Here is a 16553-nt window from a genome sequence, read left to right as displayed (position 1 = left end):
CTGCATCTATATAAAGAAAGAAAACCTTACCAACGGAATCTCAACTGCGGCACCGGTGCCGGGGTTGGCGCAACCACAGGCGCCGAACCATCGGCCACCGGCTGAACAGGCGCTGCCGGAGCTGGCGCCTCACCGGCCGGAACCTCCTGCAACTTCGCCAGGGACAGCTGCGAGCGTAACTGCTCGGCACTGCCATTGACCCGATAGAGAATGCGATCGCCGTCGACCGTTTGCAGGCGCGCCCCAAAAGGCTCCAGCAAACGACCAAGGGCGGCGTAGCGTTCCAGGTTCATGCCCTGCACTTCCAGCAATTGTTCCCCCGAAGCCCCCGGCTTGACGACAAACCGCGGCGCCAGACGCTGACTCACCGCCAGCATCACCGCATCGGCCACCGCGGCCTGGTCCGCCCCCTGTACGCTGCCCGCTTCCTTCTTGTCGCCCAGCCACAAATTCCACTTGGCCTGCCACTGGCCACCCTCTTCCCGGGCATGCACCGCGAGCAAGGCGTCAGCGTTGTAACGGTCCGAGGCACTGCGCAGCGGCGTGGCATCCGCCCCTTCAAGATTCGGCGCCGTAGCGACCAGTTGCTCACTCAGGTCCGCCAGCGGCAGACGCAACGGCAGGCCACGGTGTTGTGCCGCGCGACGCAACGGCGCGGCGCTGGCCTGGCCATCCCCCACCAGGCTGGAACCCTCGGCGGAATCGTTCAGCCACCAACTCAGGATCGAAGGCCGATTCGCCCCCCACAAAGACAACCCTGCGCGGCGTAAGGCCTGTTCGGTACTGGCCGGGTCGAAATCGACTTTCAGCACTTCCGGCGGGCCGGCGTCAAAACCGTATTGACTGATGATCTGTTGCGGGTCTTTGCGCAGTGCCGCCAACCCCGGGCTTTGCGCAGCCTTCGGGTCGCCGGTCAGGCGCAGCACCAGCGTGTCCAGCGCGCGCTGGGTCGCCTGATCGCGCTCCTCGGCCGACTGACTGCTGACAGGCTCGCGCACTTGATACAGGCCTTTGACGGTTTCGGCATGACTCGCCAGGCTGACCAGTGACAAACAGCCTGCGAATAAAAATCTGGAAAAAAAACGCATGGAAGATTCCTGACGACGAGAGCGGCTGGAACAGACCGCATGAAGATGATCGAGCAAGGCTGTGACCACGCCCCTGCGCAAAACATTCACCACGATCTGACTAAGTTTTCGCACTGTCATAACGATAGACGGTTAATCGCGATACCTTATACAGCCATCACGGCTGCGACCAACATGGGCAATAACGGTTTTTTTCAGCCGATATGCCCCTGCCGTCGGCGTGAGGATGGCCGCTGCCCCTCAAGCCTGATAAAATCGCGCGCCTTCGCAGACCGGCAACAGCCGGGCACCCTGAAATTCGCGGACGGCACTCGCCTTCGTCTGTTTCGGCGGTCCCACTGGACTCGGTCGTTACCCCTGAATCCCCCCTAAAGGCCTGGATCATGAGCAAGCAACCCTCCCTGAGCTACAAGGACGCCGGTGTAGACATCGACGCCGGTGAAGCATTGGTCGAACGCATCAAGAGCGTCGCCAAGCGCACTGCGCGCCCGGAAGTCATGGGCGGCCTGGGCGGTTTCGGCGCCCTCTGCGAAATCCCGGCCGGCTACAAGCAGCCCGTACTGGTTTCCGGCACCGACGGCGTGGGCACCAAGCTGCGCCTGGCACTGAACCTGAACAAGCACGACAGCATCGGCATCGACCTGGTGGCCATGTGCGTGAACGACCTGGTGGTCTGCGGCGCCGAGCCGCTGTTCTTCCTCGATTACTACGCCACGGGCAAACTGAACGTCGAAACCGCGACCCAGGTCGTGACCGGTATCGGCGCTGGTTGTGAATTGTCCGGCTGCTCCCTGGTCGGCGGCGAAACCGCTGAAATGCCTGGCATGTACGAAGGCGAAGACTACGACCTGGCCGGCTTCTGCGTCGGCGTCGTGGAAAAATCCGAAATCATCGACGGTTCGAAAGTCGCTGCCGGCGATGCCCTGCTCGCCCTGCCGTCTTCCGGCCCGCACTCCAACGGCTACTCGCTGATCCGCAAGATCATCGAAGTGTCCGGTGCCGACATCGAAAACATCCAGCTCGACGGCAAACCGCTGACCGACCTGCTGATGGCCCCGACCCGCATCTACGTGAAGCCGTTGCTCAAGCTGATCAAGGACACCGGCGCCGTCAAAGCCATGGCCCACATCACCGGTGGCGGCCTGCTGGACAACATCCCGCGCGTTCTGCCAAAAGGCGCACAAGCCGTGGTTGACGTCGCGAGCTGGACCCGCCCTGCGGTGTTCGACTGGCTGCAAGAAAAAGGCAACGTCGACGAAAACGAAATGCACCGCGTGCTGAACTGCGGCGTCGGCATGGTCATCTGCGTTGGCCAGGAGCACGTCGAGACTGCGCTGAACGTCCTGCGTGAAGCCGGCGAGCAGCCTTGGGTCATCGGTCAGATCGCCACCGCTGCCGAAGGCGCAGCCCAGGTTGAACTGAAGAACCTCAAGGCTCATTGATGTCCCAGACCTGTGATGTGGTGGTGCTGTTGTCCGGCACCGGCAGTAACTTGCAGGCCTTGATCGACAGCACGCGGACCGGCAACAACCCGGTCCGCATCGCTGCGGTGATTTCCAACCGCGCCGACGCTTACGGCCTGCAACGCGCCAGGGACGCGGGTATTGACACCCGCTCCCTGGATCACAAGGCTTTCGAAGGCCGCGAAGCCTTCGATGCCGCGCTGATCGAACTGATCGACGCTTTCAACCCCAAACTCGTGGTACTGGCCGGTTTCATGCGCATTCTCAGCGCCGACTTCGTGCGCCATTACGCGGGTCGTCTGCTGAACATTCATCCCTCGCTGCTGCCCAAATACAAAGGGTTACACACTCATCAGCGCGCGCTGGAAGCCGGCGACACGGAACACGGCTGCTCCGTGCACTTCGTCACCGAGGAACTCGATGGCGGACCACTGGTCGTACAGGCAGTAATACCGGTAGAGTTGCACGATTCGCCGCAGAGTCTGGCGCAGCGGGTCCACACTCAGGAACACCTGATCTACCCGATGGCCGTACGCTGGTTTGCCGAGGGTCGTTTATCGCTCGGCGAGCAAGGTGCTTTACTGGATGGACAGTTACTCGCGGCCAGCGGCCACTTGATTCGAAACTAGGAGATTTTATGCGTCGCGCCCTGCTCTTCGCTTGCGCTCTGCTCGCACTGCCTTTTGCGCAGGCTGCAGAACTTCAACCGTTCTCCGCCAGCTACACCGCCGACTGGAAACAGCTGCCCATGAGCGGCACGGCCGAACGCAGCCTGACCAAGGAAGCCAACGGTGTCTGGAAGCTCAGCTTCAAGGCTTCGATGATGATCGCCAGCCTGACCGAAGAAAGCACCCTGACCGTGGACAAGGACACCCTGCTGCCACAGTCCTACCACTTCGAACGCGGCGGTCTGGGTAAAGCCAAGAAAGCCGACCTGGACTTCGACTGGACCAACAAAATGGTCACCGGCACCGATCGCGGTGACGCGGTCAAGATCCCGCTCAATCGCGGCATGGTCGACAAATCCACCTATCAGCTGGCCTTGCAACACGACGTGGCCGCCGGCAAGAAAAGCATGAGCTATCAGGTTGTTGATGATGGCGAAGTCGATACCTATGACTTCCGTGTGCTGGGTTCGGAAAAAGTCGACACCAAGGCTGGCCAGATCGATGCGATCAAGGTCGAGCGCGTGCGCGACCCGACACAAAGCAAGCGCATCACCGTCCTGTGGTTCGCCAAGGATTGGGATTACTTGCTGGTCCGCCTGCAACAGGTCGAAACCGACGGCAAGGAGTACAACATCATGCTCCTCGACGGTAAGGTCAACGGCAAGACCGTCAAAGGCAGCTGATCCGGTTCGACACAAGAATCCGGAATCCGACAAGGATTCCGGATTTTTTTATGCCTGCTGAAAGCTAAATTCGCGCCAGCGCCTGGGCCAGATCACCGCGCAGGTCTTCGACATCCTCGACACCCACGGACAAACGCACCAGCGCATCGCCAATGCCGAGTTGCGCGCGCGTGTCTGCCGGGATGGTGGCGTGGGTCATGATCGCTGGGTGCTCAATCAGGCTTTCCACCCCACCCAGGCTCTCGGCCAGGGCGAAAATCTGCACACTTTCAAGGAAGCGCCTGGCGCCGGCCAGGTCGCTGTTCAGATCGAGGGATATCATCCCGCCGAATCCACGCATTTGCTGCCGGGCCAGTTCATGCTGCGGGTGCGACGGCAGGCCCGGATAGTAGACGCGCGCCACCTGCGGCTGACGCTCCAGCCATTGCGCCAGCTCCAGCGCGTTGCTGCAATGGCGCTCCATGCGCAACGCCAGGGTCTTCACCCCACGCAGGGTGAGGAACGCGTCAAACGGCCCGGCGATAGCGCCCACCGCGTTCTGCAAGAAGCCCAGGCGCTCGGCTAGTTCAGCGTTCTGCCCGACCACCGCGATACCGCCGATCACGTCTGAGTGGCCGTTCAGGTACTTGGTCGTCGAGTGCACCACGATATCGAAACCCAGCTCCAGCGGGCGCTGTATCCACGGGCTGGCAAAGGTGTTGTCGGCCACGCAGAGGATGCCGCGCTCGCGGCAGATGCGCGCAATGGCGGCGAGATCAGAGAGGCGCAGCAAAGGATTGCTCGGCGTCTCGACACAGACCATCCGCGTGTCGTCCTGCAACGCCGCTTCGAAGGCCGACAGGTCGGTCAGGTCGACGTAGCTGAACCGATGCCCGGCGCTGCGCTGACGCACCTTGTCGAACAGTCGGAATGTTCCGCCGTACAGGTCGTTGCCGGAGACGATGTGCGCGTTGGCGTCGAGCAGCTCCAGTACGGTGGAAATCGCCGCCAGTCCGGAGGCGAAGGCGAACGCCCGGGTCCCGCCCTCGAGGTCTGCCACGCAACGTTCCAGCGCGAAACGCGTCGGGTTATGAGAGCGCCCATAGTCGAGGCCCTTGTGTACGCCGGGGCTCTGCTGCAAGTACGTGGAGTTGGCATAAATCGGCGGCATCAGCGCCCCGGTGGAAGGATCCGGCGTCTGTCCGGCATGGATCACACGGGTGCCGAAGGCACGTGACGCGCCGGATTCATCGTGCTGACTCATGAAAGGGATCTCCGTAAGTGATTGAGCATGTCGACTCGCGTAATCAAGCCATGGAAGCCCGAGGCATCGGCGATGATCGCCACCAGCCCGCGATCGAGCTCCGCCTGCAGTTCGGCCAGACTGGCGTCCGCCGGCAGGGTTTGCAACTTGTCGGTCATCGCACTGGCCACGGGCATGCGCAAGTGCGAAGCGTCTTGGTGCACACCCAGCAGAATGTCGGACTCGTCTATCACACCGATCAGCCGCTTACCGTCCGCCAGCACCGGCAGTTGTGAGACATCCGCCAGGCGCATGCGCTGGAAGGCCGTGAGCAGTGTGTCGTCGGGGCCGACGCTGATCACGCGGCCATCCTCGAAGCGCCGCGCGATCAGGTCGCGCAGATCGCCGTAGCGCTTGTATTGCAGCAGGCCCTGATCGTTCATCCACTGGTCGTTGTAGACCTTCGACAGGTAGCGGGTGCCGGTGTCGCAGACGAAGCTGACCACGCGCTTCGGCTCGGTTTGCTCACGGCAGTAACGCAGGGCCGCCGCCAACAATGTGCCGGTCGAGGAGCCGCCGAGAATGCCTTCGGCGCGCAGCAACTGGCGGGCATGATCGAAGCTCTCCTCGTCGCTGATCGAATAGGCATGGCGCACGCTTGAGAGGTCTGCAATCGACGGAATGAAATCCTCACCGATGCCCTCCACCGCCCAGGACCCGGCCTTGCCGAGAATGCCACTGCGACTGTACTCGGCCATCACCGAGCCGACCGGGTCGGCCAGCACCATTTCCAGGTTAGGCTGCACGCGCTGGAAGAAGCGCGTCAGCCCGGTCAGCGTGCCGGCCGAACCGACACCGACGACGATGGCGTCCAGATCATGCTGGGTCTGCGCCCAGATTTCCGGCGCGGTGCTGCACTCGTGGGCCAGCGGGTTGGCCGGGTTGTTGAATTGATCGGCGAAGAACGCGTCGGGAATTTCCTGCGCCAGCCGCGCCGCCACGTCCTGATAGTAATCGGGATGGCCCTTGCCGACGTCGGAACGGGTGATGTGCACCTCGGCGCCCATGGCCTTGAGGTGCAAGACCTTCTCGGTGGACATTTTGTCCGGCACCACCAGCACCACTCGATAACCTTTGGCACGGCCGACCAGGGCCAGGCCGAGGCCGGTATTGCCGGCGGTGGCCTCAACGATGGTGCCGCCGGGTTGCAGACGGCCATCGCGTTCGGCGGCGTCGATCATCGCCAGGCCGATGCGATCCTTGATCGAACCGCCGGGGTTCTGCGATTCGAGTTTGAGAAACAGTGTGCACGGGCCGGTATCGAAGCGGCTGACGCGCACCAGCGGCGTATTGCCGATCAGTTCAAGCACGGCAGGGCGGGAGTCGTTTGGCATGTCGTAACCTCGCTGCGAGAATCCGCACTGGATGGACAGCGACTGCGGCGGGTTATCGCACGCGAGTCGCCAATAATGCCTCGCTTGGAACATAGGCACGGATTGCGTCATCCGCAACCGCCTGCAGCCAATCGGTCGCCTGGCGCCTTAACGGTTACGCGGCAGAATCGACAGGAAATTGTCCCGTGCGACTTTTCTCGCAACCTGCTCAGGCAAGGCGTCGAGAAACGGATCGAAGCTGAGCATTTCCTTACCAAGCTTGTTGAATCGTCCCACTACATCAGAGCCGAGCATGAAGCGATCCGGGAAGCGCTCCACCAGTTTCAGCCAGGCTTGCGAGGGTTTGCCCTGCTCATCCAGCAGATAAGGCGTCAGCATGCTCCAGGACAGGTCGATGTACAGATTGGGGTAAGCCTCGAGCATTCGTGTCAGGGTCGGCAACAGAAAATCCAGCTGGGTCTGATGCCGATGGACTTCAGCGCTGGTGCCCGCGTGAGCCCAAATGAATCGCGTGTGCGGATGATTACGCAGCGGTTCCTCGACTTCCGACAGGTACAGCGGATTTTTCTCACGCTTGGAAGTGATGTTGGAGTGCAGCATCACCGGCAAGTCGTTCTCGGCCGCGAGGTGATAGATCCGCGTCATTGCTTCGTTGTTGGCCCGTGGCGTATCACCGGAAGTCAGCGCGGTCAGGTCATCGTGCCGGGTAAACACTTCGCCAATCCCCTGCCACAGCCCCGGATTAAGGTCGAGCATGCGCTGGATGTGGGCCGCGGAGTTTTTGTCGTTGGGGTTGAAGCCCGACAGGAACGGGTGAAAACGCTGGCGCTGCTCGGGCGTCAATTTGTTCACCGCCGCCGCAACGATCACATCAGTGGCGCTGTACCAATAGGCATCGGCGTCATCACCGGCGTAATAGCGTGGGCGCTTCGGTTCGTCTTCGTGCCATTTCTTCGCCACCGGGATGCCGGAAATCATCACGTGCTCAATGGCATTGTCGTCCATGGCCTTGAGCAATGTCGGCATGCCGGCCGTTTCCTGGAAAAAGTCCACGTAATGCAGGTGCGCGTCGCTGTAGGCGTATTCGCGTGCATTGGCGTAAGCACTGGACAGCGCCAGCAAACAGGCAAGGCTCAAACGGAACAAGGGCACGGGCAATCTCCGGGGGCAGGAAACACGTAGACCTCCGCGCACTCGAAGCGGTTCATCCTGTAATAAAGTGGAACGCGCACCAGTAGGAATGCTCTATACCTTCAAGGTCTTTTTTGATCGAATGACTTTTTAGCCTGGGAGGCTTCTCATGACCGTTACCGTCAATACCGTTTCCGCCGAAGGTTTTCGCCACAGCGTCCAGATCGATGACCACGAACTCTTTGCCGATGTGCCGACCACATCCGGCGGCGAAGGCACGGCCCCTGAGCCACACGATTACTTCGACGCTGCCCTAGGCGCCTGCAAGGCCCTGACGCTGAAGATGTACGCGAAGAAGAAAGACATTCCGCTGACCGGCGTCACGGTCGAAGTCAAACGTGACAACAGCGAAGAGCAGAAAGGCAAATACGCCCTGCACGTCAAGCTGACCCTCAAGGGTGTGCTCACCGACGCACAGCGCGACGAGCTGCACCGCGTGGCCGACCGCTGCCCGGTGCACAAGCTGATGACCAGCTCTGAAGTCAGCATCGAAACCCACCTGTCCGAAGGTGCCTTCAGCCAATAGCGGCAAGGGCTGCGCAAGCGGGTTATGCTCCACGCGTCACCCGCTCAGCCTGGAATGCACCATGAACACTCCGCTCGTGATCCGCCCTCGCGCCGAAGATGTCGAAGGCCAGCCCATTCTCCGCCCATTGCCGTCGGCCAAATGCCGCAGCGTCGGGCCTTTCGTGTTTTTCGACCACATGCTCGAAACCCGTTATCCGGCGGGTAAAGGCATGAACATCCGTCAGCATCCGCACATTGGCCTGTCCACGCTCACCTACTTGTTCGAAGGCAAAATCCAGCACAAGGACAGCCTTGGCTCCGATCAGGTGGTAGAAGCCGGTGATGTCAGCTGGATGACGGCGGGCAGTGCGATTGCTCACGTTGAACGTACCCCTGAAGCCTTGAAAGAAAGCGGCTTCACGATGCACGGCTTGCAGATCTGGCTGGCATCGCCCAAGGAGCATGAACAGGGCCCAGGCCACTACAGCCATCACCCGGCGGCGACGTTGCCGGTCAGCGATAACCTTGGCGTGAAGATCCGGATGATTGCCGGGTCAGGCTTTTGCCTGGAATCGCCGGTACCGGTGCTTTCTCCTACGTTGTATGCGGAGCTGAACCTGCAAACTGCGACCACCTTGCTGATTCCGGCCGAGCATGAAGAACGGGCGCTGTATGTGCTCAGTGGCGAAGCGCAGCTGGATGGCGAACTGCTGGAACCGCATGCGCTGGTGGTGTTGCCTGCCGGAGAGGAAATGACGTTGTTCGCCGAGAGCGACTGTCACGCGGTGCTGTTTGGCGGGGCGCCGCTGGACGGGCCGCGGCGGATCAACTGGAATTTTGTGGCGAGCGACCCGGCGGCGATCGATGAAGCGCGGCGACGCTGGACGGCCGGGGATTGGCCGACGGTGCCCGGGGAAGTTGAGCGAATCGAATTGCCTTGAAATATTCTGTGTGAGTGACACCGCCATCGCGAGCAGGCTCGCTCCCACATCTGGAATGCATTTCCCCTGTGGGAGCGAGCCTGCTCGCGATGAGGTCGGCACTGACACCAACGATGTCAGGGCCGAAAGAGCAATCAACCCTTGAACACTTCATCCAGCAAATTGTGCATCGAGGCAAACGCCCGCCCCGCCGTCTTCGCGTCATACATCATCTTGCCCGGCACGTCCGCATGCGGATCCGTAAACGAATGCACCGCACCGCCGTAGCTCAGCAGTTGCCAATCCACGCCCGCTGCGTTCATTTCCTGTTCAAACACCGGCAATTGCTCTTTCGGCACCAACGGATCGGACGCGCCGTGCAACACCAGCACCGAGCCCTTGATGTTTTTCGCATCGTTGACGTTCGGCGTATCCAGCGTGCCATGGAACGACACCGCCGCTTTGACCGGCGCGCCCGTGCGGGCCAGTTCCAGTGCGCAGCAACCGCCAAAACAGAAACCGAAAGTCGCCAGCTTCGAGGTATCGACCGCCGCCTCGCCCTGCCCTTGCAACTGTTCGAACGCCGCCTGCATGCGCGTGCGCAGCAACCCGCGGTCGTTCTTCAGCGGCATCATCGCTGCGCCCGCCTCGTCGGCGTTCTGCGGGCGTACCGACTGACCGTACAGGTCCGCGATCAGCACCACATAACCCTTCGCTGCCACCGACCTGGCAATCTTCTCGGCACCGGCACTGACGCCCATCCAGTTTGGCGCCATCAACAGACCGGGTCGTGGGCCTTTGTGGCCGGCATCGAACGCCAGGCGGCTTTCATACGACTGGCCATCAATCTGATAAGCGACGGAACGAACAGTGATTTGGCTCATGACTAACTCCCAGCAAAAGACACCAGAATGAAAAAACCCGCCGAAGCGGGTTTTTGTACAACTCAGTTAAACCGACAGTTCAACCAGCAGCTTGTTGAGGCGGCGCACATACGCGGCCGGGTCTTTCAAGCTGTCGCCGGCCGCCAGGGCCGCCTGATCGAAGAGGATGTGCGACAGGTCGCCGAAGCGCTCGTCGCTCTGCTCATTGTCGAGCTTCTCGATCAGCGGGTGAGCCGGGTTGAATTCGAAAATCGGCTTCGAATCGGGCACCTTCTGACCGCTGGCTTCGAGGATCTGACGCATCTGCATGCCCAGGTCCTGCTCGCCGATGGCCAGAATCGCCGGGGAATCAGTCAGACGGTGGGAAACCCGTACTTCGGCAACGGAGTCGCCCAGCGCGGTTTTCAGACGCTCAACCAGGCCCTCTTTGGACTTGGCGACTTCTTCCGCGGCTTTCTTGTCCTCTTCCGAGTCCAGGTTGCCCAGGTCCAGGTCACCGCGGGCCACGTCGACAAAGCTCTTGCCGTCGAAGTCGCTGAGGTAGCTCATCAGCCACTCGTCGATGCGGTCGGTCAGCAGCAGCACTTCGATGCCTTTCTTGCGGAAGACTTCCAGGTGCGGGCTGTTTTTGACTTGCGCGTAGGTTTCGCCGGTCAGGTAGTAAATCTTGTCCTGACCTTCCTTGGCGCGAGCCAGGTAATCCGCCAGACCCACAACCTGCTCACCTTCTTCGCCCTGAGTGGAGGCGAAACGCAACAGGCCAGCGATTTTCTCTTTGTTGGCGAAGTCTTCTGCCGGGCCTTCTTTCATGACCTGACCGAAGTTCTTCCAGAAGCCTTTGTATTGCTCAGGCTCGTTCTTCGCCAGTTTTTCCAGCATGTCCAGAACACGCTTGGTCAGCGCCGACTTCATGGAGTCGATGATCGGGTCTTTCTGCAGAATTTCCCGCGACACGTTCAGCGACAGGTCGTTGGAATCGACCACGCCCTTGATGAAGCGCAGGTACAGCGGCAGGAACGACTCGGCCTGGTCCATGACGAATACGCGCTGCACATACAGCTTCAGGCCTTTCGGCGCTTCACGCTGGTACAGGTCGAACGGAGCACGGGTCGGCACGTACAGCAGCGAGCTGTATTCCAGCTTGCCTTCGACCTTGTTGTGGCTCCAGCTCAGCGGATTCTCGAAATCGTGAGCGATGTGCTTGTAGAACTCCTGGTATTCCTCGTCCTTGATCTCGGTGCGAGGACGGGTCCACAGGGCGCTGGCGCGGTTGACGGTTTCCCATTCAACGGCCGGCTTCTCTTCGCCTTCGACGGCTGCCACTTCTTTCGGCAACTCGATCGGCAAAGCGATGTGGTCGGAGTACTTCTTGATGATGTTGCGCAAGCGCCAGCCATCGGCGAATTCGTCTTCACCGGACTTCAGGTGCAGAACGATACGGGTACCGCGCTCGGCTTTCTCGACGGTGGCCACTTCAAAGTCGCCTTCACCCTTGGACGACCAGTGCACGCCTTCGCTGGCGGCAACACCGGCACGGCGGCTGAACACGTCGACTTTGTCGGCAACGATGAAGGCCGAGTAGAAACCGACACCAAACTGACCGATCAGGTGCGAGTCTTTCTTCTGATCGCCAGACAGGTGTTTCATGAAGTCGGCAGTGCCGGATTTGGCGATCGTGCCCAAGTGGGTGATCGCGTCTTCACGACTCATGCCGATGCCGTTGTCTTCGAGGGTGACGGTTTTCGCGTCCTTGTCGAAGCTCACACGGATTTTCAGTTCGGCGCCACCTTCCAGCAGTTCAGGCTTGGACAGGGCTTCGAAACGTAATTTGTCGACAGCGTCAGAGGCGTTCGAGATCAATTCGCGAAGGAAAATTTCCTTGTTGGAATACAGCGAATGGATCATGAGGTGCAGCAATTGCTTCACCTCGGTCTGGAAGCCCAGGGTTTCCTTTTGAGTTTCCACACTCATGGTCATCAAACTCCAATCAGATGGCAGTGGCCGCGACCTTGAGGGTCGGCGGCGGGTTGTCATCAGAGTTTGGGGCTGAGTTCAGGATTTCAAGGGCTCTTCAATTTTGAAATGGCCGCGGGCCGTGGCAATTGGTTCGGCTTCGGTGGTTTGCCAGGCCGTAATCGCCACGTTTGCCACGCGCCGGCCCTGGCGGCAAACCTGACATTTGGCCCAGGTATCGCGAAATTGCCCGGCTCGCAGGTAGTCGAGGGAGAAGTCGATGATCTTCGGCACACCGGGCGAGCCGGTGAAAATCAGCAGGTGCAGCGCTGCGGACAGCTCCATGAACCCGGCGATCACCCCACCATGGATGGCGGGCAGCAAAGGGTTACCAATGTTGTCCTTGTTGGCCGGCAGGCGAAACAGCAACTCATCCCCGACACGCGAACACTCGATGCCGATCAGTTTGGCGTAGGGAAGCAAATGCAGCAGCGAGGCGTAATCGCCCTGCTCGTGGGCCTGCTGAAGTTGTTCCTTGAACGTGTCAGTCATTTCGCACCTCCGGCGATCGCACCGCCAAAACCCTTGGTGCCTTTGACGGCCTTGCCCATGCGCATGAATGTGCCGACGACATGGGCGATCGGCTGCTCGGGATCGTCCTGATAGGCAAAGCCGCGGGCGAAGATCACGTCGGTGGTCACCCGGTAGCATTGGGCGAAACCGTAGACATCCTTGTGAGGCTCGGCGGCGTGCATGTAGTCGATGCGCAAATCGAGGGTCGGGCAGACTTCAAATTCGGGCAGGACGCAGAGGGTCGACATGCCGCAGGCGGTGTCCATCAGTGAGGTCAGCGCACCGCCATGGATCACCCCGGTTCGCGGATTGCCTACGATTTGCGGGCTGTACGGCAGGATGACCGTCAGTCCGTCGCTGCTGGCGCTGTGAACGCGCAAACCCAATACCTGACAATGCCTGAGCGCCGAAAGAAATCGCGTCGCGCGCTCAAAAACGGGGTTTTCGGACATGTGATAAACACTCTTTTTAGTACTCGAAAATCGTATTCAGCGTATTCGTAAAAGTTCCCGTGGGAATAATCTTATATATCTGAACGAATTGAGGAACTTAACCCTGATGGCTGTGCTCGAAAGGCCAGTAGATATTTTCCATAAGGAGATACACCCCATGCGTAAGACTTTAGCTATTGCCTTGATGTTGACCGCTTCCCTCGGTCTCGCTGCTTGCGATAAAAAATCCGAGGACAAAGCTCAAGATGCTAACCAACATGCCGAGCAAGCTCAGCAAGACATGAACAAAGCTCAGGATAAAGTGAACGACGCTGCGAAAGAAAACGCCGAAGCCGCCAAAGCTCAGGCTGAATCGGATGCAGCGGCAGCAAAAGAAGCACCTAAAAACTAAAACAGTTTTTAGCGTGATAAAGAAAACCCGCCAAGTGCGGGTTTTCTTTTGCCTGTGATTTGTCCCGCTAGAGCAAAATAGTTCTAAAAGTCGGACTAATCATCAGCAGCAACGAACACACTAGTCCGATGAACCACACCAGACTCCGCTGCCAGGCAAGATCTGCCCAATAGCACAGCAAATAAATGATCCGGGTGATCACGAAGATGATTGCCAGCGAATCGATCAGCCACCCGGCCGTTTGCGTGGTGTGCGCCATCAACACTCCCACCGCAAATAATATGAATGCCTCGAAGCAGTTTTGATGAGCCGCCACCGCGCGGGCGCCAAAGCCTGTGAGTTGCGCTTGTTGCTGACGCGGCAGGTGATTGTCGTAACCGCCCTGCTCTTTCATGGCCTTGGCCACCGGAATCTTTGCCACGTAAATCAGCAAGGCGCTGATAAACACGCACCAGAACGGAATACTCATCAAGCGGCCTCTTTGTTGGCTTCGGGCAATGGCGCCTCTGTAGGGGTATAGACCATCACATCGAGAACGTCGGAATGAAACTCCCGGCGATACAACACCAGCACCACGCCGGCACTCATCAACATGAACAGCCACGGGCTGACAAACCAGGCCAGCATGGTCATGCCGAAGTAGTAAGAACGCAGGCCAAAGTTGAACTGGTTGGCGGCCATGGAGATAACCCGGGCCGCGCGGGCCGCAAAGGCTTTGCGCTCTTGTTCAGACACGTGGCGCTCGCCAACCATTGGCGCCGATCCGATCAAAATGGCGGCGAAGTTGTACTGGCGCATGCACCAACTGAAGGTGAAGAACGCGTAGACAAACACCAGCGCCAGACACAGCAACTTGATCTCGGACATGCCTTGCGACGCCTGCTGCACCATCGGAATATCCGCCAGCAACGACACGGCCCGTTCGGACGCGCCGAGCACCGTAAGAATACCGGCCAGGATAATCAGCGTGCTGGAGGCGAAGAACGAGGCGTTACGCTCAAGGTTGCCGACCACACTGGCGTCGGCGATGCGGTTATCGCGCAGCAGCATACGGCGCATCCAGTCTTCACGGTACAAGTGCAGCACACTGGCCAGGCACGCGGTGTCGCGGCCTTTCCACGAGGCGTATCGGGTGTAACCGCCCCAGCAGATGACAAACCAGACGGCGGCGAGGATGTGGATGATGTTGGCGTGGATGAACGACATGCAGGTCCTTGTGATGTGAGATCGGTACACCGAAACCCTGTGGGAGCGGGCTTGCTCGCGAAGACGGCTTATCATTCAACATTGATGTCGACTGACCCACCGCCTCGCGAGCAAGCCCGCTCCCACAGGGGATTTGCAGTGTTTCGACGTTAGCTGACAAAAAAAGACACCGCATCACGCGCATAAAAAATGCCCCGTATCGATTGATACGGGGCATTTCTGTAGAGGCTCAAGACCCGCTTGTGGCGGGCCATGAAGCCGCTTAAGCCAGCGCTTCTTCGCGCTTGCCCAGCAGACGGTCGCACACCACCGCAACCACCAGGGTCATCACCGACGGCACCAGCCACGCCAGGCCCTGCTCGCTCAGTGGCAAGTGGGACAGCTGAGTCGGCATCCAGTCCGCCAGACCCGCGCCCTTGAGCGCATCGATCATGCCGAAGATGAACGACACCAGCATCACCGGGCCAACGATACGGCCCTGTTCATGCCAGAAGTCCTTGCAGAAGCTCAGCGCCACCAAGGCGATACACGGCGGATAAATCGCGGTCAGCACCGGGATCGAGAACGCAATCAGATTGGTGAGGCCCAGGTTGGACACCAGCAGGGAGAATGCGGCGAGGATGATGACCAATGTCTTGTAAGACAACGGCAGCACACGGCTGAAGTATTCAGCGCAAGCGCAGGTCAGACCGACCGCCGTGACCAGACAGGCCAGGGAGATCAGCACCGCCAGGAAGCCGCTGCCCAACGAACCGAAGGTATGCTGAACATAAGCGTGCAGCACCGCGGCGCCGTTGGTTGCACCCGCCGCCACTTCATGGCTGCCGGAACCCAGCCGGAACAGGCTGACGTACACCAGCGCCAGGCCCACGCCAGCGATCAAACCGGCGATGATCGCGTAACGGGTGATCAGCGCTGGAGACTCGACGCCACGGGAGCGGATCGCGTTGACGATGACGATGCCGAACACCAGCGCGCCAAGGGTATCCATGGTCAGGTAACCATTGATGAACCCCTGGGAGAACGGTGCCGCGACATACTCAGGCGTGGCCACGCCAATATCGCCGGCCGGCAGTGCGAACGCGGCGATGCCGAGGGCGGCCAGGGCGATGATCTTCAGCGGCGCGAGGAAACGTCCCACGGTATCCAGCAAACGGCCCGGATACAGCGAAATGAAGAACACCAGCAGGAAGTACACCGAGCTGTAGAGGAACAGCGCCAACGGGCTTTCGCCGGTCAGCGGCGCCAGGCCCACTTCGAACGACACGGTTGCGGTGCGCGGCGTGGCGAACAACGGGCCAACCGCGAGGTAACACGCCGCAGCCAGCAAACCGCCGGCGACTTTGCCGATCGGGCTGCTCAGCGCATCCATCGCGCCGCCGACCTTGGCCAGTGCAACCACCGTGATGACCGGCAGACCGACCGCTGTGATCAGAAAGCCCAGTGCCGCCATCCAGACATTGGGCCCGGACTGCAAGCCGACGATAGGCGGGAAGATGATGTTGCCAGCCCCGACAAACAGGGCAAACGTCATAAAACCAAGTGCCAGGATGTCCTGGCCTTTCAACACTTTCATTAAGGAAATACCACACTACTGAATCGGAATTTAGAGAGGGATTTCCCTGAGGGGTGAGGGAAATGCTGTCGGTCCGTATAGGACTGACCCGTTTAGCGCGACGCTTCCTTGTGGGACGCAAACGCAAAAATGGCGGCTAGCCTAACGAATTTGCCCGACAAACGCACTGTTAAGGGGCGATCTATCCGATACGCGACATTTCTGTGTCGCGTTTACATATTTTATTTACTTGCACAGAACCCCGTGGCGAGGGGATTTATCCCCGTTGGGTCGCGAAGCGGCCCCAAAACCTGAATTCGAGGTGTATCAGATGCACCGCATACAATGGTTTTACGACTGCTGCGCAGTCGAACGGGGATAAATCGCCTCGCCACAACGGCCC

Annotated in this window: 17 protein-coding genes; 6 read left to right on the top strand and 11 right to left on the bottom strand. The window is 59.9% G+C overall.

The features are described from left to right. Window positions 1-26: 26 nt before the first annotated feature. Window positions 27-1088, bottom strand: coding sequence for a DUF2066 domain-containing protein (locus DJ564_RS09670; RefSeq protein WP_109628651.1), 1062 nt, complete (start codon window positions 1086-1088; stop codon window positions 27-29). A 383-nt stretch (window positions 1089-1471) separates the two neighbouring features. On the opposite strand from DJ564_RS09670, the gene purM reads away from it, so the two are divergent. Genes purM through DJ564_RS09655 form a run of 3 tightly spaced genes read left to right on the top strand, consistent with a single transcriptional unit; the run spans window position 1472 to window position 3902 of the window. Continuing rightward, window positions 1472-2530, top strand: a complete 1059-nt coding sequence (gene purM, locus DJ564_RS09665; protein WP_109628650.1) for a phosphoribosylformylglycinamidine cyclo-ligase — start codon at window positions 1472-1474, stop codon at window positions 2528-2530. Continuing rightward, window positions 2530-3180: a phosphoribosylglycinamide formyltransferase gene (purN, locus tag DJ564_RS09660; RefSeq protein ID WP_109628649.1), complete on the top strand. Its 651-nt coding sequence runs from the start codon at window positions 2530-2532 to the stop codon at window positions 3178-3180. The genes purM and purN overlap by 1 nt, the downstream gene beginning before the upstream one ends. A gap of 8 nt (window positions 3181-3188) precedes the next feature. Then, entirely contained in the window at window positions 3189-3902 is a 714-nt protein-coding gene (locus DJ564_RS09655; protein ID WP_109628648.1) for a DUF3108 domain-containing protein, read from the top strand. Window positions 3903-3966: 64 nt separating this feature from the next. On the opposite strand, the gene DJ564_RS09650 is transcribed toward DJ564_RS09655, so the two are convergent. From DJ564_RS09650 to DJ564_RS09640, 3 genes are all read right to left on the bottom strand, one after another. Beyond that, window positions 3967-5145: a PLP-dependent aspartate aminotransferase family protein gene (locus DJ564_RS09650; RefSeq protein ID WP_109628647.1), complete on the bottom strand. Its 1179-nt coding sequence runs from the start codon at window positions 5143-5145 to the stop codon at window positions 3967-3969. Beyond that, on the bottom strand, window positions 5142-6518 hold the full coding sequence (locus DJ564_RS09645) for a pyridoxal-phosphate dependent enzyme (RefSeq protein ID WP_109628646.1): 1377 nt from the start codon (window positions 6516-6518) through the stop codon (window positions 5142-5144). The genes DJ564_RS09650 and DJ564_RS09645 overlap by 4 nt, the downstream gene beginning before the upstream one ends. Window positions 6519-6665: 147 nt before the next feature. Next, window positions 6666-7670: an amidohydrolase family protein gene (locus DJ564_RS09640; protein WP_109628645.1), complete on the bottom strand. Its 1005-nt coding sequence runs from the start codon at window positions 7668-7670 to the stop codon at window positions 6666-6668. A 148-nt stretch (window positions 7671-7818) separates the two neighbouring features. Here DJ564_RS09640 and DJ564_RS09635 point away from each other — a divergent pair, with 148 nt between their 5' ends. After that, on the top strand, window positions 7819-8235 hold the full coding sequence (locus DJ564_RS09635) for an OsmC family protein (RefSeq protein ID WP_109628644.1): 417 nt from the start codon (window positions 7819-7821) through the stop codon (window positions 8233-8235). A 61-nt stretch (window positions 8236-8296) separates the two neighbouring features. Then, complete coding sequence (locus DJ564_RS09630) at window positions 8297-9157, top strand: pirin family protein (protein ID WP_109628643.1); 861 nt, start codon at window positions 8297-8299, stop codon at window positions 9155-9157. A 134-nt stretch (window positions 9158-9291) separates the two neighbouring features. Here DJ564_RS09630 and DJ564_RS09625 read toward each other — a convergent pair whose 3' ends face one another. The 4 genes from DJ564_RS09625 to DJ564_RS09610 form a co-directional block, all read right to left on the bottom strand. Then, window positions 9292-10020, bottom strand: a complete 729-nt coding sequence (locus tag DJ564_RS09625; protein ID WP_109628642.1) for a dienelactone hydrolase family protein — start codon at window positions 10018-10020, stop codon at window positions 9292-9294. Window positions 10021-10086: 66 nt separating this feature from the next. Next, a complete protein-coding gene (htpG, locus tag DJ564_RS09620) occupies window positions 10087-11991 on the bottom strand; it encodes a molecular chaperone HtpG (RefSeq protein ID WP_109635985.1) in 1905 nt (634 codons plus the stop codon). A gap of 81 nt (window positions 11992-12072) precedes the next feature. Continuing rightward, complete coding sequence (locus DJ564_RS09615; RefSeq protein ID WP_109628641.1) at window positions 12073-12525, bottom strand: PaaI family thioesterase; 453 nt, start codon at window positions 12523-12525, stop codon at window positions 12073-12075. Beyond that, window positions 12522-12998, bottom strand: coding sequence for a PaaI family thioesterase (locus DJ564_RS09610; protein ID WP_109628640.1), 477 nt, complete (start codon window positions 12996-12998; stop codon window positions 12522-12524). Before DJ564_RS09610 ends, DJ564_RS09615 begins: the two co-directional genes overlap by 4 nt. Before the next feature lie 157 nt (window positions 12999-13155). Between DJ564_RS09610 and DJ564_RS09605 the strand changes: the two genes are divergently transcribed. Further along, a complete protein-coding gene (locus DJ564_RS09605) occupies window positions 13156-13389 on the top strand; it encodes a hypothetical protein (RefSeq protein ID WP_109635983.1) in 234 nt (77 codons plus the stop codon). Window positions 13390-13456: 67 nt separating this feature from the next. On the opposite strand, the gene DJ564_RS09600 is transcribed toward DJ564_RS09605, so the two are convergent. The 3 genes from DJ564_RS09600 to brnQ form a co-directional block, all read right to left on the bottom strand. Beyond that, on the bottom strand, window positions 13457-13858 hold the full coding sequence (locus DJ564_RS09600) for an MAPEG family protein (protein ID WP_109628639.1): 402 nt from the start codon (window positions 13856-13858) through the stop codon (window positions 13457-13459). Further along, window positions 13858-14595, bottom strand: a complete 738-nt coding sequence (locus DJ564_RS09595; RefSeq protein WP_109628638.1) for a DUF599 domain-containing protein — start codon at window positions 14593-14595, stop codon at window positions 13858-13860. The genes DJ564_RS09600 and DJ564_RS09595 overlap by 1 nt, the downstream gene beginning before the upstream one ends. 262 nt (window positions 14596-14857) lie before the next feature. Continuing rightward, window positions 14858-16171 (bottom strand): branched-chain amino acid transport system II carrier protein, encoded by a 1314-nt coding sequence (brnQ, locus tag DJ564_RS09590; protein WP_109628637.1) that lies wholly within the window; start codon window positions 16169-16171, stop codon window positions 14858-14860. Window positions 16172-16553 lie beyond the last annotated feature (382 nt).

It is taken from the genome of Pseudomonas sp. 31-12, from assembly GCF_003151075.1.
Taxonomy (GTDB): domain Bacteria; phylum Pseudomonadota; class Gammaproteobacteria; order Pseudomonadales; family Pseudomonadaceae; genus Aquipseudomonas.
The sequence above is the reverse complement of the archived record's forward strand: the minus strand, read 5'-3'. Positions and strand labels throughout refer to the sequence as shown.